This window comes from Nocardioides piscis (assembly GCF_011300215.1).
GTDB lineage: Bacteria > Actinomycetota > Actinomycetes > Propionibacteriales > Nocardioidaceae > Nocardioides > Nocardioides piscis.
This window is the reverse complement of record NZ_CP049866.1, coordinates 2669344-2693895: the sequence shown is the minus strand read 5'-3', so window position 1 is coordinate 2693895 and position 24552 is coordinate 2669344. Positions and strand designations below refer to the sequence as shown.

At 70.6% G+C, this 24552-nt stretch carries 14 protein-coding genes; 5 read left to right on the top strand and 9 right to left on the bottom strand.

The window, feature by feature from the left end; genetic code table 11:
* Window positions 1-15 precede the first annotated feature (15 nt).
* Window positions 16-396: a RidA family protein gene (locus G7071_RS13195; RefSeq protein ID WP_166319504.1), complete on the top strand. Its 381-nt coding sequence runs from the start codon at window positions 16-18 to the stop codon at window positions 394-396.
* A gap of 24 nt (window positions 397-420) precedes the next feature.
* Here G7071_RS13195 and G7071_RS13190 read toward each other — a convergent pair whose 3' ends face one another.
* Window positions 421-1026 (bottom strand): Dps family protein, encoded by a 606-nt coding sequence (locus G7071_RS13190; RefSeq protein WP_166319502.1) that lies wholly within the window; start codon window positions 1024-1026, stop codon window positions 421-423.
* A 96-nt stretch (window positions 1027-1122) separates the two neighbouring features.
* On the opposite strand from G7071_RS13190, the gene G7071_RS13185 reads away from it, so the two are divergent.
* Both G7071_RS13185 and G7071_RS13180 read left to right on the top strand, forming a co-directional pair.
* A complete protein-coding gene (locus G7071_RS13185; RefSeq protein ID WP_166319500.1) occupies window positions 1123-5634 on the top strand; it encodes an ATP-dependent helicase in 4512 nt (1503 codons plus the stop codon).
* Window positions 5627-6409 carry an Fpg/Nei family DNA glycosylase gene (locus G7071_RS13180; protein WP_166319498.1) on the top strand — a complete coding sequence of 261 codons (783 nt, stop codon included), beginning with the start codon at window positions 5627-5629 and terminating at the stop codon, window positions 6407-6409. Before G7071_RS13185 ends, G7071_RS13180 begins: the two co-directional genes overlap by 8 nt.
* A gap of 3 nt (window positions 6410-6412) precedes the next feature.
* On the opposite strand, the gene G7071_RS13175 is transcribed toward G7071_RS13180, so the two are convergent.
* Window positions 6413-6733, bottom strand: coding sequence for a helix-turn-helix domain-containing protein (locus tag G7071_RS13175; protein WP_166319496.1), 321 nt, complete (start codon window positions 6731-6733; stop codon window positions 6413-6415).
* 45 nt (window positions 6734-6778) lie between these two features.
* Window positions 6779-7267 carry a CinA family protein gene (locus G7071_RS13170; RefSeq protein ID WP_166319494.1) on the bottom strand — a complete coding sequence of 163 codons (489 nt, stop codon included), beginning with the start codon at window positions 7265-7267 and terminating at the stop codon, window positions 6779-6781.
* Between the two features lie 26 nt (window positions 7268-7293).
* Between G7071_RS13170 and G7071_RS13165 the strand changes: the two genes are divergently transcribed.
* Complete coding sequence (locus tag G7071_RS13165; RefSeq protein ID WP_166319492.1) at window positions 7294-9069, top strand: glycoside hydrolase family 15 protein; 1776 nt, start codon at window positions 7294-7296, stop codon at window positions 9067-9069.
* A 39-nt stretch (window positions 9070-9108) separates the two neighbouring features.
* On the opposite strand, the gene G7071_RS13160 is transcribed toward G7071_RS13165, so the two are convergent.
* From G7071_RS13160 to G7071_RS13140, 5 genes are all read right to left on the bottom strand, one after another.
* Window positions 9109-12819, bottom strand: coding sequence for an ExeM/NucH family extracellular endonuclease (locus G7071_RS13160; protein ID WP_206062809.1), 3711 nt, complete (start codon window positions 12817-12819; stop codon window positions 9109-9111).
* Between the two features lie 219 nt (window positions 12820-13038).
* The gene (gene pgsA, locus G7071_RS13155) at window positions 13039-13668 is read right to left on the bottom strand and encodes a CDP-diacylglycerol--glycerol-3-phosphate 3-phosphatidyltransferase (protein WP_166319488.1); all 630 of its coding nucleotides are present in this window, start codon (window positions 13666-13668) and stop codon (window positions 13039-13041) included.
* The gene (gene rimO, locus G7071_RS13150) at window positions 13665-15101 is read right to left on the bottom strand and encodes a 30S ribosomal protein S12 methylthiotransferase RimO (RefSeq protein WP_166321111.1); all 1437 of its coding nucleotides are present in this window, start codon (window positions 15099-15101) and stop codon (window positions 13665-13667) included. Before rimO ends, pgsA begins: the two co-directional genes overlap by 4 nt.
* Window positions 15102-15224: 123 nt before the next feature.
* On the bottom strand, window positions 15225-16979 hold the full coding sequence (locus tag G7071_RS13145; protein ID WP_166319486.1) for a helix-turn-helix domain-containing protein: 1755 nt from the start codon (window positions 16977-16979) through the stop codon (window positions 15225-15227).
* Window positions 16979-19639, bottom strand: coding sequence for an FtsK/SpoIIIE family DNA translocase (locus G7071_RS13140; RefSeq protein ID WP_166319484.1), 2661 nt, complete (start codon window positions 19637-19639; stop codon window positions 16979-16981). Before G7071_RS13140 ends, G7071_RS13145 begins: the two co-directional genes overlap by 1 nt.
* Window positions 19640-19893: 254 nt before the next feature.
* Here G7071_RS13140 and G7071_RS13135 point away from each other — a divergent pair, with 254 nt between their 5' ends.
* Complete coding sequence (locus tag G7071_RS13135; RefSeq protein ID WP_166319482.1) at window positions 19894-22773, top strand: M4 family metallopeptidase; 2880 nt, start codon at window positions 19894-19896, stop codon at window positions 22771-22773.
* A gap of 83 nt (window positions 22774-22856) precedes the next feature.
* On the opposite strand, the gene G7071_RS13130 is transcribed toward G7071_RS13135, so the two are convergent.
* A complete protein-coding gene (locus tag G7071_RS13130; RefSeq protein WP_166319480.1) occupies window positions 22857-24548 on the bottom strand; it encodes a ribonuclease J in 1692 nt (563 codons plus the stop codon).
* Window positions 24549-24552 lie beyond the last annotated feature (4 nt).

Here is a 24552-nt window from a genome sequence, read left to right as displayed (position 1 = left end):
GCCTAGCGTGGCGCCATGACTCGCACCTCGGTCCCCAGTGGCTCGCCCTACGAGGAGGCCATCGGCTTCCGTCGCGGTGTCCGCCTCGGCAAGTGGATCGCCATCAGCGGCACAGCTCCGGTGTGGCCGGACGGCGAGGTGGACCCCGACCCGGCAGCCCAGGCGCGCCGGTGCTGGGAGATCGCGCTGGGAGCGCTGACCTCCCTCGGCGGCACGCGCGAGGACGTCATCCGCACGCGCCACTACGTGGTCCGGGCCGACGACGCCGGACCGGTCGGACTGGTCCACGGCGAGGTGTTCGGCACCGTGCTCCCGGCGAGCACCATGGTCGTCGTGGCCGGACTGCTCGACCCGCGGTGGAAGGTCGAGGTCGAGCTCGACGCCGTCGTCGACTGAGCGAGCACCGCGAGCCGGCGGACCCTACTTCTTGCGAGCAGACTTCCGCGCCGTACGGCGCTGGGGCTCCCGGGCCGCGTCTGCTGCCTCGACCTCCGTGGTGGCGCCCTCGGTGGAGAGCCGTCCGCCGCTGTTCTCCAGGTGTGCGCGCACGAACCAGTGGAACTGCTCCAGCTCGCCGGTCTGGCCGATCAGCATGTCCTCGGTGACCGCGTCGATCTCACCGACCGTGTCGAGCGCGGCGCGGTTGTCCTCGATGACGCCGGTGTAGACGAGGTCGAGAGCGCCCAGGTGGGCCTGCGCGGTGTCCTTGCCGATCTCGTAGTCGTCCCACGAGCGTGCCGCGACGAGCGCCCCCGGGGTGCCGATCGGGGCCCCACCCATGGTGGCGATCCGTTCGGCGACGACGTCGGCGAACCCTCGGACGGCGTCGACCTGCGGGTCGAGCATCTCGTGCACACCGATGAAGTTGGAGCCGACGACGTTCCAGTGCACGTGCTTGAGCACCAGGTGGAGATCGGTGTAGGCGAAGAGCCGGTCCTGGAGCGCGGTGATGACGGTGGCGCTCTCCTTCGCGGTGAGACCGGGCACGTGGAAGGTCTGGGTCGGGATCTTCTTGGGGGTGGGCATGCCTTCGACCATAGGGACCGATGGTGTGCAGCAGGACCACCCTTGAGGAGGAATCCCACGCCCCGGGTGTCGGCGGCGTAGGACAAACTTGGGTGCATGCCGGCCCTCGAGCACTTCAGCGCTCCCACGCGAGCCTGGTTCGAGGCAGCGTTCGCAGAGCCCACGCCCGCCCAGGCAGGCGCCTGGGAGGCGATCGCGCACGGCAAGCACGCGCTGGTGGTCGCGCCCACCGGCAGCGGAAAGACCCTCAGCGCGTTCCTGCACGGCATCGACACCCTGCTCACCGCCGACCCGCCCGACGACCGGACCCGACGCACCCGGGTCCTCTACATCAGCCCGCTCAAGGCGCTCGCCGTCGACGTCGAGCGCAACCTGCGCGCCCCGCTGACCGGCATCCGCCACACCGCCGACCGCCTCGGCGTCACCCTGCCCGAGGTGACGGTCGGACTGCGTTCGGGCGACACCAGCCCGGCCGATCGGCGGCGCCTGTCGACGCGCCCACCCGACATCCTGATCACGACCCCCGAGTCGCTCTTCTTGATGTTGACCAGCCAGGCCAGGGAGACGTTGCGCGGCATCGGGACGGTGATCATCGACGAGGTGCACGCCGTGGCTGGGACCAAGCGCGGCGCCCATCTCGCCCTGAGCCTGGAAAGGCTCGACACGCTGCTCGAGCGTCCCGCCCAGCGCATCGGGCTGAGTGCCACCGTGCGGCCGCTCGAGGAGGTCGCCCGCTTCCTCGGCGGCTCGGCCCCCGTCGAGATCGTCGCGCCGCCCAGCACCAAGGAGTGGGACCTCAAGGTCGTCGTCCCGGTCGAGGACATGACGATGCCGGGCGAATACGACGAGGAGTCGGGCGAGCCGGGCCGTGCCGCGAGCATCTGGCCCCACGTCGAGGAGCACGTCGTCGACCTGATCGAGCAGCACCGCTCGACGATCGTGTTCGCCAACTCGCGTCGTCTGGCCGAGCGGCTCACCGCCCGACTCAACGAGATCGCCGCAGATCGGGCCGGGGAAGCAGCCGACCCGCCGCCGGGACCGCCCGCGCAGGTGATGGCCCAGTCGGGTGCGAGCACCAGCGCCGACACGGTGATCGCCAAGGCACACCACGGCTCGGTCTCCAAGGAGCAGCGCGCGATCATCGAGGACGACCTCAAGCGCGGCCGGCTGCCCGCCGTGGTGGCGACCAGCAGCCTCGAGCTCGGCATCGACATGGGTGCCGTCGACCTCGTCATCCAGATCGAGTCGCCTCCGAGCGTGGCCAGCGCCCTCCAGCGGGTCGGTCGCGCCGGCCACCAGGTGGGTGAGGTCAGTCGTGGCGTGCTGTTCCCCAAGCACCGTGGCGACCTCGCCCAGACGGCCGTGTCGGTCGAGCGCATGCGCTCGGGCGCCATCGAACGGCTCAGCGTTCCCACCAACCCACTCGACGTCCTCGCGCAGCAGGTCGTGGCCGCCACCGCCCTCGACGACTGGGACGTCGACGAGCTCTTCGAGCTGACCAGGCGCGCCGCCTCCTACTCCGCGCTCCCCCGATCCGCCTTCGACGCCACCCTCGACCTGCTCAGCGGCCGCTATCCCAGCGAGGACTTCGCCGAGCTCCGCCCGCGCATCGTCTGGGACAGGGTCAACGGCACGCTCACAGGCCGCCCCGGCGCCCAGCGACTCGCCGTCACCAGCGGCGGCACGATTCCCGACCGTGGTCTCTTCGGCGTCTTCCTGGTCGGCGAGAAGGCCAGTCGCGTGGGCGAGCTCGACGAGGAGATGGTCTATGAGTCCCGCGTCGGGGACGTCTTCGCCCTGGGTGCGACGAGCTGGCGGATCGAGGACATCACCCACGACCGGGTGCTCGTCACCCCCGCCCCGGGTGTCCCGGGTCGCCTGCCCTTCTGGAAGGGCGACACCCTGGGTCGCCCTGCCGAGCTCGGCGCCGCCGTCGGCGCCTTCACCCGCGACCTGCTGACCAAGACCCCCGAGCAGGCCAGGGCCTCCGCGGTCGCCACGGGGCTCGACGACTACGCCGCCGCCAACCTCGTCACCTACCTCACCGAGCAGCGCGAGGCCACCAACGTCGTGCCCAGCGACACCCAGATCCTGGTGGAGCGCTTCCGCGACGAGCTGGGCGACTGGCGGCTGGTCGTCCACTCGCCGTACGGCACCCCCCTGCACGCGCCCTGGGCTCTGGCGATCAATGCCCGGCTCCGGGAGCGGCACGACATCGACGGCCAGACGATCGCCTCCGACGACGGCATCGTGATCCGTGTCCCCGACACCGACGCCGAACCGCCCATCGGCGAGCTGATCGTCTTCGACCCCGAGGAGATCGAGCAGCTGGTCACCCAGGAGGTCGGCGGCTCCGCACTCTTCGCCAGCCGCTTCCGCGAGTGCGCCGCCCGGGCGCTGCTGCTTCCGCGCCGAGACCCCGGACGTCGCAGCCCGCTGTGGCAGCAGCGCCAGCGCAGCGCCCAGCTCCTCCAGGTCGCGGCGCAATATCCGAGCTTCCCGATCGTCCTCGAGGCGATCCGCGAGTGCCTGCAGGACGTCTACGACCTGCCCGCCCTGACCGAGCTCCTGCGGCGGATCGAGCGGCGTGAGGTCACCGTCGTCGACGTCGCGACCCAGTCCCCCAGCCCGTTCGCACGCAGCCTGCTGTTCGGCTATGTCGCGCAGTTCGTCTATGAGGGCGACTCCCCCATCGCCGAACGTCGGGCCGCGGCACTCAGCCTCGACCAGGGCCTGCTGGCCGAGCTTCTCGGTCGGGCCGAGCTGCGTGAGCTCCTCGATCCTGAGGTGTTGTCCGAGGTCGAGGCCGAGCTGCAGTGGCTGGCGCCCGACCGCCGCGCTCGCAACGCCGAGGCGGTGGCCGACCTGCTGCGGTTGCTGGGACCACTGTCGACGGACGAGGTCGGAGCTCGGGTCACCGACGCCTCCGCGAGCGAGGTCGGCGGGTGGCTCGCCGACCTGGCGGATGCCCGGCGCATCGTGGCCTGTCGAATCGCCGGCGAGGAGCGCTGGTCCACGATCGAGGACATCGCCCGGCTGCGCGACGGCCTCGGCGTCCCCGTGCCGCCCGGCACCCCTGACGTCTTCACCGAGCCGTCCGAGGACCCGATCGGCGACCTGATCTCCCGGTTCGCGCGCACCCACGGCCCGTTCACCACTGCCGACGTGGCGACACGGTTCGGGCTCGGCGAGGCCGTCGCGCGACACGCCCTCCAACGGCTGGCCGCTCGCGGGCGCCTGCTCGAGGGAGAGTTCCGGCCGGCCGGCTCGGGGTCGGAGTGGTGCGACGCCGAGGTGTTGCGCAAGCTGCGGCGGCGCTCGTTGGCCCGGCTGCGCAAGGAGGTCGAGCCGGTCACCCACGAGACGCTGGCCCGGTTCCTGCCTGCCTGGCAGCACGTCGTCGGATCGCGCGGCAGGCTCCGCGGCGTCGACGGCGTGGTCGCAGCCGTCGACCAGCTCGCCGGCTGCCCCGTCCCGGCCAGCGCGCTCGAGCCACTCGTCCTCGCGAGCCGGGTCCGCGACTACGAGCCGAGCCTGCTCGACGAGCTGACCAGCAGCGGCGAGGTGATCTGGGCCGGCCACGCGCCCCTGCCCGGCAGCGACGGCTGGGTCAGCCTCCACCTCGCCGACCAGGCCCACCTGACCCTCCCCGACCCAGAGCCCCTCGAGCTCGACACCCTTCAGCAGTCCGTCCTCGATGCCCTCTCGCCCGGTGGAGCCTGGTTCTTCCGCCAGCTGTCCGACCGCCTCACCAGCACCAACGACGCGGCGCTGTCGAGCGCCCTGTGGGCGCTCGTCTGGGCGGGCCTGGTCAGCAACGACACGCTGACCCCGCTGCGGGCAATGGTCCGCACAGGACGCGCCAGCCACCGCACGCGACGACCGCCGCCGCGCGTGAAGCTAAGCTCGGGGCGCATGCCCGTGCGCTCCGGCCCGCCCGAGACCGCCGGTCGCTGGAGCGTGCTTCCCGAGCGCGACCCCGACGCCACCCGACGTGCGCATGCCACTGCCGAGCACCTCCTGGAACGTCACGGGGTCGTGACACGTGGCGCGGTCATGCAGGAGCGCATCCCCGGCGGGTTCGCCGGCGTCTACAAGGTGCTCTCCGCCTTCGAGGACACCGGCCGGTGCCGGCGCGGCTACTTCATCGAGGGCCTCGGCGCCGCGCAGTTCGGCACGGCCGGCGCGATCGACCGGCTGCGCACCTTCACCGAGGTCGACCAGACCAAGGCGGTGGCGCTCGCGCTCGCCGCGACCGACCCCGCCAACCCCTACGGCGCTGCCCTCCCGTGGCCGACTTCCGACAACGGCGGCGGTCACCGTCCCGGCCGCAAGGCCGGCGCACTGGTCGTCCTCGTCGACGGACTGCTGACCCTCTACGTCGAACGCGGCGGGCGGACCCTGCTCACCTGGAGCGAGGACACGGAGCGCCTGACTCCGGCAGCGACGGCGCTGGCCGAGGCCACGCGTGCGGGTGCCCTCGGGAAGCTGACGGTGGAGAAGGCCGACGGGGCCGCACTGCTCGGAGCCGGCGACACTCCCCTACGTCAGGCGCTGGACGCTGCCGGGTTCGTCTCCACCCCCAAGGGACTGAGGATGCGTGCCTGAGGGCGACACCGTCTATCGCGCGGCCCGGTTGCTCGATCGCTCCCTGTCCGGCCGGGTGCTGACGCGCACGGACTTCCGCGTGCCCCAGCACGCCACCGCCGACCTGTCCGGGGCCACCGTCACCCGGACGCTCTCCCGGGGCAAGCACATCCTCACCCGCACCGACACCGGCTTGACGCTGCACACGCACCTCAAGATGGAGGGGGCCTGGCAGGTCTATCGACCGGGGGCGTCGTGGCGCCGACCAGCCAGCCAGGTGCGGGTGCTGCTGTCCGTCGAGGGGGCTACTGCCGTGGGCTTCTCGCTCGGGATCGTGGAGCTTGTCGAGACCGCCGACGAGGACCAGGTCGTCGGCCACCTCGGCCCCGACCTGCTGGGCCCCGACTGGGACGAGCCCGAGGCGCTCCGGCGGCTCGAGGCTGATCCCGCGCGCGAGCTCATCGCGGCGCTGCTCGACCAGCGCAACCTCGCCGGCATCGGCAACATGTATGCCGCTGAGCTCTGCTTCACCAGCGGCGTCCACCCCAGCCGACCGATCGCCGACGTTCCCGACCTGCCACGCCTGGTCCGGCGCGCCAAGCAGATGCTCGAGCTCAACAAGGAGCGGGCCGTCCAGTCGACGACGGGCGACCTGCGGCCCCGGGAGCGGATGTGGGTCTATCGCCGCGACAAGTCACCGTGTCGTCGCTGCGGCACCCCGGTCAAGGTCGCCATGCGCGGTGAGCCCGGCCGCGAGCGGGCGGCCTACTGGTGCCCGACGTGCCAGCCGACCTGAGGCTCAGGCTGCGGAGGCCACCACGTCGCCGGCGCCGGGGCGTACGGCGGTGATCGGCGTCGCCTCGGCGCGGAGCAGGCCGAGCGCAGCCTCCTCGAGCGCCACGGCGTCGGAGACGTCGCGCAGCACCTCCGACAGGGGCAGGTCCATCGCCGAGCAGAGCGAGGCGAGCAGCTCCGAGGAGGCTTCCTTCTGGCCGCGCTCGATCTCGGAGATGTAGCCCAGACTCACCCGAGCCTGCGCGGAGACGTCGCGCAGCGTCATGCCTCGCTGCATCCGCTCGCTACGGAGCACGTCGCCGAGGAGTCGACGAAAGAGCACCATGCGCTGGTCCTTCCGATGGAGGGGTGGGACTGCTGATGCCCAACGCTACCCGAGCACCGGATCTTCCCGATGGATGAGCCCACCGAGCATGGTCAGCGCGCCCCGGCAGCTGCGTGCCTGGACCGCTGCACGGTCGCCGGCGAGCTCGAGCAGTGCAGTCGTGACGCCCTCGGGCCCGGCACAGGCAACCCAGACGTGACCGGGCGGGTGCCCCTCCTGAGAGGTCGGTCCGGCCACCCCGGTGGTCGCCAGGCCGTAGGTCGCACCGAACAGCGTGCGCACGCGCGTCGCCATCTGTGCGGCGCACTCGGCCGACACCACGCCGTGCTCCTCCACGACCGCGGCATCGACACCGAGCACGGAGACCTTGACCCGTGTCTCGTAGGCCACGACCCCGCCGAGGAAGCACTCCGAGGAGCCGGGAACGGCGGTGAAGATCGACGCGAGCTGCCCACCGGTGAGCGACTCAGCCGTCGCCACCGTCGCGTGCGTCGACACCATCTTGGCGACGAGGTCTGCTGCATCCACGTTCATGCCCGCATGCTAACTAGATTGGCAGCATGCCCCTCCCCATCGCCGACTACGCCCTCGTCGGCGACCGCGGCACTGCCGCCCTCATCGGCAAGGACGGCTCCGTCGACTGGCTGTGCCTGCCCCGGTTCGACTCACCCGCCTGCTTCGCGGCCCTCCTCGGCTCGCCGGACCACGGCCGATGGCTGCTGGCCCCCAGCTCCGAGGACGTGGACGTGTCGCGCAGCTATGTCGGCAACAGCGCGATCCTCGAGACGACGTTCACCACTCCCGACGGAGTCCTGGTGCTGCGCGACGTGATGCCGGTGCGCGACGACCGTGCAGACCTGGTGCGGACAGTCCGGTGCGCGAGCGGGAGCGTCCGCGTCCGTCACGAGTGGGTGGTCCGGTTCGACTACGGCTCCCACCGACCCTGGGTGAGCCGCCGGCAGGTGGGTGGCCAGGAGGTCATCGTCGCCACGGCGGGACCGGACAAGCTGATGCTGCGGGGACCCCGACTGCCACGCGCCGTCGACGGCCACCACGCCGACGAGTTCGATCTCACCGCTGGTGAGTCCATGACCTTCTGCCTGACCTGGGTGCCGTCGTGGCACGAGCTGCCCGAGCCCGTCGGCTTCGACGACCGGATCGAGGCCACGCGCCTGGACCACGAGCGGTGGGCGTTGACGTGCGACGAGGACCTGCCACATGCAGACCTCGTACGCCGCAGCCTGCTGACGCTGCGGCTGATGACCCACGCCGAGACGGGTGGGATCGTGGCGGCTCCGACGACCAGCCTGCCCGAGGACTTCGGCGGGGAGCGCAACTGGGACTACCGCTTCTGCTGGCTGCGCGACGCCGCGCTCACCCTCGAGGCGCTGCTCGGGGCCGGCTACACCGACGAGGCAAGTGACTGGCGCGACTGGTTGCTGCGTGCGGTGGCGGGCGATCTGGAAGACCTGCAGATCATGTACACCGTCGACGGCGGAAGACACCTGGCCGAGCACGAGCTGCCCCACCTTCCTGGTTATCTGGACTCGCGTCCGGTCCGGATCGGCAACGGGGCGGCGGGTCAGCGCCAGACCGACGTCCTCGGCGAGGTGATGATCGCCCTGGAGGACGCGCGCAACGCCGGCGTCACCGAGTCGGAGCAGAGCTGGGCGATGCAGCGAGCGCTCGTCGACGACCTGGCCGAGCACTGGGACCAGCCCGACCACGGGCTGTGGGAGATCCGCGGCCCGAAGCGCCACTTCACCCACTCGCGGGTCATGGTCTGGGTCGCGTTCGACCGCGCGATCAAGGGGGTCGAGCAGCACGGCCTCCCAGGGCCGGTCGAGCGGTGGCGCGAGCTGCGTGAGCGGGTGCGCGCGGAGATCCTGGAGCGCGGCTTCGACCCCGATCGGGGGACGTTCACCCAGCACTACGACACGACGGAGCTCGATGCGAGCCTGCTCAACATCCCCCTGGTCGGCTTCCTGCCCGGGGACGACGAGCGTGTCCTGGGCACGATCCGGGCCATCGAGGAGGACCTCATGCACGACGGGCTCCTCAGTCGATATCGCACGAAGTCCGGCGTGGACGGCCTCGCCGGTGGGGAGCACGCGTTCGTGGCCTGCTCCTTCTGGCTCGTCTCGGCGTATGCAGCCGCGGGTCGCCGCGACGACGCCGTCGAGCTGATGGACCGCCTCTGCGGACTCGTCAACGACGTCGGGCTCCTCGCCGAGGAGTACGACGTCGCCGGCTCGCGCATGGCCGGCAACTTTCCGCAGGCGTTCAGCCACCTCACCCTCGTGCAGGCGGCCCTCGCCCTGCGATCACCGAGGTGACCTGCAGGCCGAGGGCCGCCGGGCTGGGACTCGTGTGCGTCAGCGCACGTCGACCCCGAACACGAGCGGGTCGTGGTCGCTCGACCTGTACGGCGTCTCGGCATAGAACTGCGTCACGTTGTAGTTGTGCCGGCTGTACTCGTGAGCCACCGACTCGACCGAGTTGATGTTCCACACGTCGGCGCCGGTGGTGCTGGCCAGGGCCGCCGGGTTGGCGAGAGCGTGGTCCAGCGAGCCGACCATGCCACCGAAGACGTAGGTGGGGCTGGCGCCGTACGCCTCCCCCAGCGAGGCGTAGCCGGCGTCGTAGAGGACCTTCATCGGGTCCTCGAAGGTGTAGGAGTTGAAGTCGCCGTCGAGGTAGACCTTCTCCACCTCGGACGAGACCGAGAGCTCGTCGGCGAACTTCACCAGCGCCTGCGCCTGCGTGACGCGCAGGGCGTTGAAGCCCCCCTGGCCGTAGTCGGCGTCGGGGTCGGGCGACTTCGGGGGTGAGCCCTTGGACTTGAAGTGGTTGACCACGAGCAGGAACTTGTCCGCCGCCGTCCCGCCGACCGGCTTGAACACCTGGGCCAACGGGTCGCGTGCCCGGTCGAACTCAGGACCGTCGTAGATGACCGACTCCCCCTGGGCCTTGACGGCGGCCGGCTTGTAGATGAAGCCGGTACGGATGAAGTCCTCGCGCTGCACCGTCGGGGTGAGCGTCGGCGACTTCACGTAGGCCCACACCTGGGCGCCGAGGTCCGCGTTGAGCGCTCCCACCAGATCGGCCAGGGCGCGGTCTCGGTCCCGGAGGAACTGCGCTGAGTTCTCGATCTCCTCGAGCGAGACGACCTCGGCGTCCAGCGCGTTGATCGCCCGGACGATCTTGGCCTGCTGCCGCTCGAAGTCCTCGCGCTCGGCGGCACCGCGTGCGTCGCAGCCACCCGAGATGCTGACGGGATCACCGTCCCGGTCCTCGTAGTAGTCGCAGCCCTCGAGCTGGTCACCGGTGGTGGGGAAGTAGTTCAGGACGTTGAAGCTCGCGACCTGGACATCCCCACCGACCGCCCGCGGGGCTGCCGTGCGCGAGCTGGGGCCGAAGGTCGCCGGCGAGTCGCCGTCGCCTCCGGTCACCTGCGTCTGCGGCTGGAATCGCCACTCGTTGAAGCCGTAGCTGAGGATCACCGGGTCCGCGAACGACACCGGGTCACCGACTCGCAGCGTGGGGGTGTCGGTGAGGTAGGGCAGCGCGACGTCCTGTGCTGCCTCGTGGTTGACGTAGTCGCTCGTCGACCCGTCGTCGAGGACCACCCGTCGGGCAGCGTTCTGCGCCGCCACGTCCACCGCCTCCGACGAGCCGGGTCGCGCGACGTCGGTCGGCTGGCGCAGGGGTGCGGCGCCGGCCGCGAGGACCATCTCGCCGAAGCGGTTGAGGTTGTAGTTGTCGCTGACCGTGAACGGTCCTGTCGGCTGGAGCAGCATGTGCTCGAGCCGCTCCCGTCCGGGGTTGTCCGTCGGGAACGGCACAGCAGCCGGGGTCAGGGCCACGTCCCCGTCGATCTGCTGGATGTCGCCGCTCGTGGCCGGGGTGATCTGGGTGAGCGAGCTGAACTCCGAGACCCGCCCCGTCACCCGCACGTAGTCGCCGATCTCGACGAGCCCCGCCCGTGCTGCGCCGGCCGCGCCCGAGCCGCCGTAGACGAACAGGCCGTGCGAGGCCGCACCCGGGGTCGCCCCCGGGGTCTGGATGACGAAGCCGTTGTAGCCACCGGTCTCGTAGCGCGCCGTCACGACGCCTCGCGTGGTCACGGTCTGGCCCGACACGGGCGAGGAGCTGCCGGTGCCCTGGATCTCTGCGATCGGGCGGGCCGCGGTGACCGGCACCTGGACCGTCGTGCCGGTGCGGTTGCCCACCACCTCGAGCACGTGCTTGCCGTTGCTCCAGGACGCAGGGACGTCGACGGCCACCTGGGCGGTGCCGTATTCGTCACTGATGCTCGAGCCGACGGTGTTGTCGACCGGGAACTCACCCAGGAGCGCACCGTCGGCGAGGACCCGGACGGTGTCGTCGCGGACGTCGCCGGGAGCAGAGAAGGCGAGCGAGGAGAGGTTGAACCGGACCTTGTCCGCCGGGAAGTAGCCAGCGGGGGCGTTGGCGGGGAAGCTCACGCCGACCGCGTGCTGCGTCGGGTCTGCCGCCACCGGCGACTTGGCCGCCATGTAGTCCACCATCGCCTGCAGGTCGATCTTCCCGGTGTCACGCTTGTTGGTGGCTGCGCCGAAGGCGCGGAAGTTGTCGCCGCCCGCGGCCAGGAAGGCATTGGCCGTCACCGAGTAGGTCGTCGCCGGAGCAATCGCCGTCCCGTTGAGCCACATCCCCGTGATGCGGTCGCCCTCGACCCGAGCCGGGTCGTAGGTGAACCTGAAACCGGAGGAGGTGCCGAGCCGCAGGAAGGGCCGCGACGGCACGTTGCCCGCGGCGTCGCGCTGCCACTGCTGCTCGAGGACGGCCTTCACCTGCGCGCCTGTCATCCGCATGTTGACCAGGTTGTTGGCGAACGGCTGGACGCCGGCCGCCTGCTTGTAGGTCAGGACCGCCGGATAGCCGTCGGCGTTGTTGCCCAGCATGTCGGCGCGCAGGCCGCCGGGGTTCATGAACCCGATCTGGGCGCCACCCGACTCGGGGCTGGACGTGGCCCAGCGCTGCACCTCGGCGACCAGGTTGCCGAGCGTGGACTCCCCGCCGCGGTTCTCCGAGCCCGACGCCAGCTGTGCCCGGCGCAACGGACCGGCGAGCTGGCCGAGCTCCCGCGCTCCGAGGACCTCGGCCTTGTCGGTGGCGTCCTTGACCAACGCCTGCACCTGGGCCTTGGTCTCGACGGCGCTCGGCGCGGTCACCTGCACCGAGTTGGCCGCCACGATTGCGTGCTCCTTCAGCGCGACCGCTCCGGTGACCGGATCCACGCTGAACACGAGCTTGTTGAGGTTGGTGCCGTACTGACCGGCCGAGACCACGGGCCGGCCGTCGACAACGTGGTCGTAGGCGAGGTGGGTGTGGCCGGAGATGATCGCGTCGACTTCCTGGTCGACCCCGGCGACGATCCGGCCGAACGCCGAGTCGTCGGTGACGGCGGCGATGTTCGTGGAGGTGGCACCTTCGTGCACCAGCATCACGACCAGGTCCGCGCCCGCCGCGGTGAGTGCGTCGGCCGCGGCGTTGGTCTCCTCGACGATGCCGCTGACCTCGACCTCACTGATGCCGGCGGGGCTCACCAGGGAGGACAGCTCCTCGGTGACCGTGCCGACGAACCCGACCTGGACGTCGCCGACCGAGGTCATCCAGGTGCCCCCGTCGGAGTCGCCCGGTGATGCGGCGACGTCGGGAAGGGCATAGGCCCCGTCGGACTTCCTGCGGACGTTGGCCGCGAGGTATTGCCACTCGGCGCCGCCGAGCTCGTTGCTCGCAGCGTCGTACGGCGCCATCACCCGATCGACGAGGTCGCGGTAGCCGGCGTCGAACTCGTGGTTGCCGGCGGCCGAGACGTCCAGCCCGGCGGCGTTCAGCGCATCCAGGGTGGGCTTGTCCTTCTGGATGAAGGACTCGAACGTGGAGGCGCCGATCAGGTCACCGCCGGCGGCGAAGAGCGTGTTGGGGTTCTCGGCCCGCAGCTGCGCCACCGCGCCGGCGAACTGGGCGGCCCCGGCTTCGGCACCGTTGGCGAGCAGCCGGCCGTGGAAGTCGTTGGTGCCGAGGATCTGGACGTCCACGGGGGCGGCGTGGGCCGGTGCCGTGGAGGCGACCACGGCGAGGGGGCTGCGACGAGCCCGGCGATGGCGATCGTCAGGGAGAACCTGCGACCGGAGCGGGGTGATGACACGTGGGGACCCTTCCGAGTAAGAGTGAGCCGGGTCACCCTAACCCCGGATCGCGCCCGCGCAAGTCACCCCGATGTGTATCCCCCGTGAACGTCCTGTATCCGGTTGACGTCAGTGGGCCGCGGGCGTGCGCCGCTGCTGCCGGACGGCCCGGAAGAACTCGTAGCCGGACCACAGCGTCATGATCACCGCACCCGCGAGCAGCGCCTGGCTGAGGTAGAAGAGCACCTCGCCGAAGCGACCCCAGGCGTCGAAGGCGCCGCCGTGCGCGTCGCCGTGCGGCAGCGGCATGATCAGCCCGGCCAGCGCGACCCCCTGGAGCGTCGTCTTGACCTTGCCGCTCCAGGTCGCCGCGATCACCACCTGCTTGAGCACCGAGAGTCGCAGCAGGGTCACCGACCACTCGCGGACGAGCACCACGATCGTCACCCACCACCAGATGTCGCCGACGATCGACAGTGCGATGAACGCCATGCCGGTGATGGCCTTGTCGGCGATCGGGTCGGCGATCTTGCCGAAGTCCGTGATCAGACCGTGCTTGCGGGCGAGGTCGCCGTCGATCTTGTCAGTGATCATCGCGACCGCGAAGATCCCGAAGGCCACCCAGCGCCACGTGGTCGAAGCGCCGTCGTCCTGCAGCAGCGCCCAGGCGAAGAACGGGACCAGCACGATCCGCAGGACGGTGAGCACGTTGGCGATGTTGTAGTTGGAGACCTGATGGTCCTGCCCGGTCGCGCTCATGACTGATCTCCTCGTGCTCGTGCGATCAGGTCCACGCCGTCGGTGGCGATGACGTCGGCGACGACGAGGTCACCGATCGTCAGGCCGGACGCGCCGACCAGGGCGGTCAGGCCGTCCACCTCGGGTCCCTGGTGCTCGGCCCTGCCCTCAGCGGTGGCGCCGTCGTCCCCACCGGTCAGCGACTCGACCAGCACGGAGACCGTCTCACCGATGCGCTCCTCGGCCCGCTGGGCGTTGAGCTCCTCCACCAGTGCCGTGACGTGCTCGGTGCGGGCACGGACCTCGTCGTCGTCGAGCTTGCCGTCGTAGGTCGCGGCCTCGGTGCCGTCCTCGTCGGAGTATCCGAAGACGCCGGTGACGTCCATGCGCGCGGCCTCCAGGAAGTCGCACAGCGTCTCGAGGTCCTCCTCGGTCTCCCCGGGGAAGCCGACGATGACGTTGGACCGGACCCCGGCGAGCGGGCTGAGGCCGCGGATGCGGTCCAGGAGGCCGAGGAAGCTGTCGGGGTCGCCGAAGCGCCGCATGCGCCGCAGCACCGACGCGCTCGCGTGCTGGAAGGACAGGTCGAAGTAGGGCACCACACCCGGGGTGTCGGCGATGGCCTCGATGAGTCCCGGCCTGGTCTCGGCCGGCTGGAGATAGGAGACCCGGACCCGGGCGACGTCCTCGATGGCCGCCAGCTCGGGCAGCAGCGTCTCGAGCAGCCTGAGGTCCCCGAGGTCCTTGCCGTAGGACGTGGAGTTCTCGCTGACGAGGAACAGCTCCTTGACACCCTGGGTCGCGAGCCACTGCGCCTCGACCAGCACGTCGCTCGGGCGCCGGCTCACGAAGGAGCCGCGGAAGCTGGGGATGGCGCAGAAGGAGCACCTCCGGTCGCACCCGCTCGCCAGCTTGAGCGGGGCCATCGGGCCACCGTCGAGACGTCGCCGTACGGCACGAGGGCCGGTCGCGGGCGCACCGAGCCCCACGTCGGAGGTGTCCCCGTGCCCGGGCACCGACAGGGCCGAGGCCGCACGCTCCACCGGCGAGATCGGCAGCAGCCGGCGCCGGTCCGAGGGCGTGTGGGCCTGGTGGACCTCACCAGCGACGATCGAGCGGAGCCGCGCCGCGATGTCGGGGTAGTCGTCGAAGCCCAGGACCGCGTCGGCCTCGGGCAGCGTCTCCGCGAGGTCCTTGCCGTATCGCTCGGCCAGGCACCCCACGGCCACCACGGCCTTCGTCCGTCCGTGCTCCTTGAGCTCGGCCGCCTCGAGCAGCGTGTCGACCGAGTCCTTCTTGGCCGCCTCGACGAACCCGCAGGTGTTGACGACCACCGTGTCGGCGTCCTCGGGCTCGGAGACCAGCACGAAGCCGCCGGCCTCGAGCCGCCCGGCGAGCTCCTCGGAGTCGACCTCGTTGCGCGCGCAGCCGAGGGTCACCACGGCGACGCTCATCGGCGTCTGGCTGGGAGTCGGGGTCGAGTCGGTGGTGGTCGTGGTCATCGGGTCGAGTATGCCGTCTCGGGCGTCTTCGACCCGCTTCGCCGAGACCGTGGGGGTCACCACACGACGACGTCGTCAGCGGGCGACGAACGTGCCCTGTCCGGTGACCCCGGCCTGTCCGACCGGCTTGGCCTCCTGGCCGTCCAGCGCCACCTCGAGGGCGCCGTCGGTCGTCTGGACGCGAACCGGCGGCGCCGCGTCGAGCTCCTTCGACTCGCCTGCGGCCAGGTTGCCCTTGAAGACGATCGCCCCGGAGCCGTCGCGCACCACGACGTGCGCGCCGCCGCCAATGGCGTCCAGCGAGACCGGGACCGGGTCGCCCAGCGTGGAGGAGCCGACGCCGCCGGGTCCGCCGGAGCCGTTGAGCACCGGAGTCGTCCCCCGCAGCTCGGGCGGGGCGTCCATCACCAGCCGCGCGATCGACCAGCAGAGCACGAGGGCCATCACCACGGCGACCAGCAGCGACCAGTTGGGACCGCCCCGCGTGCTGCGGATCGAGCCGTTGGCCCCGGTGGCCAGCTCCGCCTCGAAGACGCGGCGCGGATCGATCTCGGCATGGGCGTAGCGCTCGTCGAACGAGGCCAGCAGGGGCGACACGTCGGTGCCGAGGACGCGCGCCAGGGTGCGCAGGTGACCACGCGCATAGAAGTCGCCGCCGCACGGGGTGAAGTCGTCCACCTCGATCGACTCGATGACGTGCGGTCGGATCCGCGTGCGAGCGGCCAGCTGGTCGACGCTGAGCCCCAGGCGCGTGCGCGCCGCGAGGAGCTCGGGCCCGATCACCGGGTCGGGAGCCGGCTCGAGCTCGAACTCGTCGAAGACGATCGGCTCCACGGGGTCGCCCTGGCGGCTGATCGGACGCACGCGGTCTCCCCAGAGCTGCGTGTCCTCGACCAGGCTGACGCTCCCGGGACGACGAAGCTCACGACCACCGCTCTCTCCGGCGTCCGGGCCGGGCTCGGAGGCGTCCAGGCGCGCCTCGCTGCGGCGACCCGCGGCCGACTCGCGCAGTGCCGAGGGCGTCTGGCTCGCGACGATCGGCTCGGGCTCCAGCTCGCCCTCGGTCTCGCCCTCCAGCTCCGCCTCGGTCTCTCGGCGTTGGGGGACCAGCCCGGCGAGCTTGGCGATCGCGACCGCGATCAGCGGCCGGGGGTCGCGCAGCGCCATCCGCGCGTGCGGCTGGTCGTCAGGCTCGGGCTCCGGACCCGGGTCGACGCCCACGGCGTCGTCGGGGTCGATGACCACGACAGCAGATGTCTGACGCGCCACGGTCTCGATCGCGATGCCGAGCTCGTCGTCGTCGGCGCCGACCACCCGGGTGGAGAGCCCGAGGGGTACGGCGAACGGCGCGCCGTACAGCCTGGACGCGATCCGGACCTGACGCCGGCCCGCACGATCGAGCTCGTCGACCAGCCGCTCCTCGTTGTGGGCGCTGACCACCAGGCGTCCGTCGCGCAGCAGTCCGCGCCGCGGGGTGTGCTCGACGTGCTGGACCGCGCTCCACGGCAGCCCTCGCCAGGTGCGGCCGAGCCTGATCCGGATGCCCTGGGCATCGGCGACGAGCAGCGGGGTGCGCGCGTCGAGGAAGGTCAGCAGCCAGAAGCCGCCCAGCAGGCCCATGGCTGCGGCCATCAGAGCGTCGAGCACTCCCCCGCCGGCGACGGCGCGTGCGAGATAGGCGATGGCGAGGGCCGAGGCCACCACGCCGACGGCGGCGGCGAGGCCCGCGTTGCGGCGCACCTCGATGGCGTCGGGAGCCAGGGAGAGAAGCTCCCCCGCCGACTGGGACCCGTCATCGGCGTCGGTCTCGAACAGCTCGGCAGCACCCATCACGCGTCTCCTTCAAGAGTGGCAATCACTGCGTCGATCTCATCGGGCTTCACGAGCACGTCACGAGCCTTGGATCCTTCGCTGGGGCCGACGACGCCGCGGCTCTCGAGGATGTCCATCAGCCGGCCGGCCTTGGCGAAGCCGACCCGGAGCTTGCGCTGGAGCATCGAGGTCGACCCGAACTGAGTCGAGACGACCAGCTCGATCGCCTGGATCACGAGCTCCATGTCGTTGCCGATGTCGTCGTCGAGCTCCCGCTTGGCGGCCGCCGGCGCGGTGACGTCATCGACGTAGGTCGGCTCCAGCTGCGCCTTGCAGTGGGTGACCACCTGGTGGATCTCGGCCTCGGTCACCCATGAGCCCTGGACGCGCACGGGCTTGCTCGAGCCCATGGGCAGGAAGAGCCCGTCACCTTGACCGACCAGCTTCTCGGCGCCCGGCTGGTCGAGGATGACCCGGCTGTCGCCGAGCGAGGACGTGGCGAAGGCCAGTCGCGACGGCACGTTGGCCTTGATCAGACCGGTCACCACGTCGACCGACGGGCGCTGGGTGGCGAGCACCAGGTGGATGCCGGCGGCGCGGGCGAGCTGGGTGATCCGGACCACCGAGTCCTCGACGTCGCGCGGGGCGACCATCATCAGGTCGGCGAGCTCGTCGACGATGACGAGGAGGTAGGGGTACGGCGACAGCTTGCGCTCGCTCCCCGGCGGCACCTCGACCTTGCCGGCCCGCACGGCCTTGTTGAAGTCGTCGATGTGCCGGAACCCGAAGTTGGCCAGGTCGTCGTAGCGCATGTCCATCTCGCGCACGACCCAGGCCAGCGCCTCGGCGGCCTTCTTGGGGTTGGTGATGATCGGAGTGATCAGGTGGGGCACGCCTTCGTAGGCGTTGAGCTCGACCCGCTTGGGGTCGATCATGATCATCCGCACCTCGTCGGGCGTCGACCGCATGAGGATCGAGGTGATCAGCGAGTTGATGAACGACGACTTGCCGGAGCCCGTGGCGCCCGCGACGAGCAGGTGCGGCATCTTGGCCATGTTGGCGACCACGAAGCCGCCCTCGACGTCCTTGCCGAGCCCGGCCACCATCGGGTGGTGGTCGGAGCGGGCGGTGTTGGAGCGGAGCACGTCGCCCAGGGAGACGATCTCCTTGTCGAGGTTGGGGATCTCGATGCCGATGGCGGACTTGCCCGGGATCGGGCTGAGGATCCGGACGTCGGCGGACGCGACGGCATAGGCGATGTTCTTCGACAGCGCCGTGACCTTCTCCACCTTGACGGCCGGGCCGAGCTCGACCTCGTAGCGCGTGACTGTCGGGCCGCGGGTGTAGCCGGTGACGGCGGCGTCGATGCCGAACTCCTCCATCACCTGCATCAGCCGCTCGACGACCGCGTCGCTGGCCTTGGACCGCTGCTTGTGCACCGAGCCCGGCTTGAGGACCTCGTTGGTCGGCAGCGAGTAGGTGATGTCGCCGGACAGGGCGAGCTGCTCGACCCGCTGGGGCAGCGGGGTGTGCGGCGGCGGGACGAGGTCGGCGTTCGCCTCGTCCGGAGCCGCTTCGCCCACGACCGCTGGCGTGACCTCGGTGGGTGTCTCGGCGAACAGGTCGATCCCGACGTCGCTGCCGGTGTCGGTCAGGGACTTCTTGCGCCGCTTCTTGATCTCCCGGTCCGACAGGACCGGGGAGTCGTAGGCCGGGTCGCCCATCTCGGGGTCGACCTCGTCGAGCATGCTTCGCCGGCGCGCGCGCAGCGGTTTGGTGGCCTCGTCCTCGGCGCCGGACTGCGTCTCGTCCCCGGACGGGGTGCGTCCCAGGATCGAGTCGCGCGCGGCGGCCAGCTTGACCGGGATCTGGTAGACGGGCGTGGCGGTGATGATCAGGACGCCGAAGAAGGCCAGCAGCGCCAGCAGCGGCACGGCGATGAACGCGGTGCGCACCAGGTCGAGGAGCAGGCTGGACATGACGAAGCCGACCGCCCCGCCGGCCTGCTGGAGCGGGCTGGCGTCGCCGAGCTCGGGCTGGGGGTTGCCGTTGGCGATGTGCACGATGCCCAGGAGGCCGAGGGCGAAAGCAGACCAGCCGATGATCTGGCGCCCCACCGGGCCGTTGTGCTCCGGGTCGCGCAGGGTGCGCCAGCCGGCATAGAGGACGAAGAAGGGCACCAGCCAGCCCACCTTGCCGACCGCGCCTGCGCTCACCTGGCGCAGGAACTCCATGAGCCCACCCGGGAGCTGCCACCACACCGCGGCGGCGATCACCAGGGACAGTCCGATCAGGAACAGGCCGGCGCCGTCGCGTCGGTGCTCGGGCTCGAGGTCACGCGCCGAACGCCCGATGGACCGCGCGACCGAGCCGACGGCGTGGGCGATGCCCAGCCAGATCGAGGCGAGCAGCTGACCGACCGCACCGAACGTGCGAGCGACCGGACCGGGACCGTTGCGTACGGCGCGGGGAGCCGGCCGTCTGGCCGGCGCCCGCGACCCTCCCTTGGACCGGCCTCGTGCGGGCGCGGCCTTGCCTCGCGCCGGCCGGGTGGTCGGACGCTTGGAGCTGGTACTCCGGGATCGGGTGCTCGAGGGTTTCGTTCCACCACGCGAGGTGCTGGAACGGGACGTGCTCGAGCTCCGCGACCCCGGCGGGGAAGACGTACGGGTCGCCATGCTTGGACCCTAGTTCACAAGTCACACCAGCCCCACGCACCACACGAGCGTGTCGGCACGCAACTGACGGGCCGTCCGCGCGCCCCCGAAGGTCGCGCCTCACCCCAACGAGGCAAGAGTTTCGGAGGTGAACACCCAGGTCTTCGCGAAACCTTGCGTCAGGGTCTATCGCACACGGGCTTTACTTCGTAAGGTGACCGCGATCACGCGGTCACTCGGATCTGCGTGGCGTGGACAGCATGGAGGACCCCCACGTGAAGCTCCTCAAGCAGGGAGTCGCGCTGGCGATGGTCGGAGCCGGCCTCGTCGCCGCCCCCGTCCTGCAGGCGCAGGCAACACCAGCCGCCAGTCCCGCCGACAACGGCGTGCAGGCGATGAAGAACGAAGCCACCGGTCTGGTGGCTGTCTCGGGCGAGAGCGCCACCAAGCGAGTCGGGTTCATCCGGCTCAAGGGCAACGGCGACCTGATGCCGTCGCGAGGGGCTTCGGGCAAGGCCCAGGCCGCAGCGAAGGCGAGCGCCTACCTCGACAAGTACGCCGCGAACTTCGGCGCCCGACCCGGTGAGCTGACCCAGGAGGGCGTGAACGCCAGCGCGACCGGCTGGACGGTCACCTTCACCCAGAGCTACAAGTCGCTGCCCGTCTTCGGCTCGATGCTCAAGGCCCACGTCGACAAGCAGGGCGACCTCACCTCGGTCAATGGCTATGCCTCCCCCGACCTCTCCCTGCCGACCACGCCCCGCATCGGCTCCGCCGACGCCGCCCAGCGCGCCGTGGGCACCGTGCGGGCCAACCCGCCCGGCCACGAGGGAGACGCCGACACCACCGGCATCCAGGCGGCATCGACCGAGCTCGCTGTCTATCGCCTCGGAGCCACCAAGGGTGAGGTCGGCAAGCCGATCCTGGCCTGGGTCGTCGAGGTCACCAACAAGCGCAACGTCCGCGACATGGTCTTCATCGACGCGGTCAGCGGCAAGCTCGTCAACCGCTACTCCCTGATCCACGACGGTCTCTACCGCGAGCTCTACGAGTCCACCTATGCCCGCAAGGGCCTGCGGTGGAAGGAGGGTGACAAGTTCCCGGGCAGGCTCGACGTCGACCAGCAGAACGAGGTGCTCGGCACCGGCGAGTCCTACTGGTTCTTCAAGAACGCCTTCGGTCGCGACTCCTACGACGACGCGGGCCACAAGATGATCACGGTCAACAACGACCCGACGATCTCGTGCCCCAACGCCAACTGGAACGGCGTCACCACCAACTACTGCAGCGGCGTCTCCTCCGACGACGTCGTCGCCCACGAGTGGGGCCACGCCTACACCGAGTACACCCACGGCCTGATCTACCAGTGGCAGTCGGGCGCGCTCAACGAGTCCTACTCCGACATCTGGGGCGAGACCGTCGACCTGATCAACGGCCGGATGGACGCCGATGAGGGCGACATCAACGCCAAGCGGCCCGCCGGCGTGTGCTCCTCGCACTCCCCCGCCCGTCCGGTCGTCCTGATCAACTCCCCGGCCACCATCGCCAAGGAGTGCGAGGCCGGAGCCGGCACCTTCGGTCCCCAGCTCGACGGCACCGGGATCTCCGGTGACGTGGCGCTGGCCGTGGACAACGGTGCCCCGGCGCCGGACGGCACCCCGAGCACGAGCACGTCGGACGCCTGCACGGCGCTCACCAACCCCGCCGCGATCGCCGGCAAGGTGGCGCTCGTCGACCGGGGCGCCTGCGCCTTCACCATCAAGGTCAAGAACGCGCAGGACGCCGGCGCCAAGGCGGTGCTGGTCGCCGACAACGTCGAGGCCACTCCCGCCGGCATGTCGGGTGTCGACCCCGCCATCACCATCCCGTCGGTGCGCATCCGCCTGAGCGACGGCAACCTGATCAAGTCCGAGCTGCCCAACGGCCCGGTCAACGTCACCATGAAGGACGCGTCGGGTGACCGGCACGACTCCTACCGGTGGCTGATGGGTGAGGACTCCGACGCCTTCGGCGGCGCGATCCGCGACATGTGGTCCCCCACCTGCTACGGCGACCCCGGCAAGGTCTCGGACGCGGAGTACTACTGCGCGACCGACGACGGCGGCGGCGTCCACAGCAACTCGGGTGTCCCGAACCACGGCTACACGTTGCTCGTCGACGGTGGCCAGTACAACGGTCAGTCGATCAAGGGCCTCGGCCTGGACAAGTCGGCGGCGATCTACTTCCGCGCGATGACCGAGTACCAGACGCCGACGACCGACTTCGCCGACCACGCGGACGCCCTGGCGGCCTCGTGTGCCGACCTGGTGGGCAGGCCGATCACCGCGCTGACCACCGCGGCCAACGCCAAGACGGCCCCCGCTGCGTCGATCCGTCGGGCCGACTGCGCCCAGGTCGACAACATGGCGGCTGCCGTGGAGCTTCGCAAGGACCCGGTGCAGTGCGCCTTCAAGCCGCTGCTCGACCCGAACACCCCCGCCCTGTGCGGCGAGGGTGGCACGGAGACCCAGGTCTGGACCGAGGACTTCGAGGACGGCCTGGCCGGCTGGAACGCCGAGCAGGAGGTCGTCTTCAGCGGCGGCTTCGGCTCACCGTGGGAGGCATCCACGACCGCTCCCGGCGGTCGCACCGGCGGCGTCGCCTACGGTCCGGCTCCTGACCGCGGCAGCTGCTCCAGCGGTGCCAACGACTTCTCCAGCCGCGACTCGATCACCAGCCCGGTGGTCCAGATCCCGGCCGGCGACCAGTCGGCGCGGATGGCGTTCGACCACTACGTCTCCACCGAGACCGGCTATGACGGCGGCAACGTGAAGGTCAGCATCAACGGGGGCGCCTACACGCTGATCCCGGCGAGCGCCTACATCTTCAACAAGCCGACCAAGCTGACGGACGCCTCGACCAACACCAACCCGATGGCTGGTGAGGACGGCTTCACCGGCACCGACGGCGGCAAGATCGGCGGCTCGTGGGGCACCTCGCAGGTCGACCTGGCCAAGGCCGGCGTCAAGGCCGGCGACCGGGTCACCTTCCGCTTCGACATGGGCCGTGACGGCTGTGGCGGGCTCGAGGGCTGGTATGTCGACAACATCGAGGTCGTGACCTGCGTCCTCGCCGCTCCGGCAGCCAGGGCAGCAGTGAACGGGCGTCAGGGCTGACGCCCCGACGCACAACATGACGAAGGGCCCCAGCGAACTCGCTGGGGCCCTTCGCTCGTCCTGGCTCGAAGCTGGTCAGGCGATCAGGACTCGATCACGACCGGGATGATCATCGGCCGGCGCCGCAGTGCCTTGTTGACCCAGCGGCCGACCACGCGGCGTACGGTCTGCTGCAGCTGGTAGGGATCGGCCGAACCGTCCGCGATCGCCTGGTCGATGGCGTCGATGATCGGCTGCTTGATTGCGTCGAAGGTCGAGTCGTCCTCGGCGAAGCCGCGGGCGTGGATCTCGGGACCGCTCGAGACCTTCCCCGTGACGGAGTCGACGACCACGATCACCGAGATGAAGCCCTCCTCCCCGAGGATGCGGCGGTCCTTGACCGACGACTCGGTGATGTCACCGATGGTGGCACCGTCGACGAAGACGTAGCCGCACTCGACCTTGCCGGCGATGCTGGCGACCCCGTCGACCAGGTCGACGACGACGCCGTCCTCGGCCATCAGGACCCGCTCGGCCGGCACGCCGGTGGCGATCGCCAGCGCGGCGTTGGCGCGCATGTGGCGGATCTCGCCGTGGATCGGCAGCACGTTGCGCGGCTTGACGATGTTGTAGCAGTAGAGCAGCTCGCCAGCGCTGGCGTGGCCACTGACGTGCACGAGTGCGTTGCCCTTGTGCACGACGTGGGCCCCCCAACGGGCAAGGCCGTTGATCACGCGATAGACGGCGTTCTCGTTGCCGGGGATCAGCGAGCTGGCCAGGACGACGGTGTCGCCCTCCTCGAGGTGCACGAAGGCGTGGCTGCGCTGGGCGATCCGGCTCAGCGCGCTCATCGGCTCACCCTGGGACCCCGTGGAGATGAGGACCTGACGGTCGACGGGCAGGTCGGCGAGCTCCTTGGCGTCGACCAGCACGCCCGGAGGCACGTGGAGATAGCCCAGGTCCTTCGCGATCGCCATGTTGCGCACCATCGACCGGCCGACGTAGGCGGCCTTGCGGTTGTGGGCGACGGCCGCGTCGAGCACCTGCTGCACCCGGTGGATGTGCGAGGCGAAGCTGGCCACGATGATGCGCTGGCTGGACTTGGCGAAGACCCGGTCGAGGACCGGTGCGATGTCCTTCTCGTTGGTGGTGAACCCCGGGACCTCGGCGTTGGTGGAGTCGGTCATGAACAGGTCGACGCCCTCGTCACCGAGCCGGGCGAACTCATTGAGGTCGGTGATCCGGCCGTCGAGCGGCAGCTGGTCCATCTTGAAGTCGCCGGTGTGGAGGACCACGCCCGCGCCGGTGCGGATCACGACCGCCAGCGCGTCGGGGATCGAGTGGTTGACCGCGATGAACTCGAGCACGAACGGTCCGAAGGTGATCGTCTCGCCCTCGGCGACGACGTGGTGCACCGTCTCCTTGAGGCGGTGCTCGCGCAGCTTCGACCCCAGCAGGGCCAGCGTCAGCTCCGAGCCGACGAGCGGGATGTCGCCGCGCTCGCGCAGGAGATAGGGCGTCGCGCCGATGTGGTCCTCGTGACCATGGGTCAGGACGAGCGCCTCGACCTTGTCGAGCCGGTCACGGATGGCCGCGAAGTCGGGAAGGATCAGGTCGACGCCGGGGTGGTGGTCCTCGGGGAACAAGACCCCGCAGTCGACGATCAGCAGCCGGTCGGCATATTCGAAGACGGTCATGTTGCGACCGATCTCGCCGAGACCGCCCAGGGGCATGACCCGCAGGCCACCCTCGACCAGCGGTGGGGGTGTGCTCAGCTCAGGATGGAAGTGACTCAAGGGA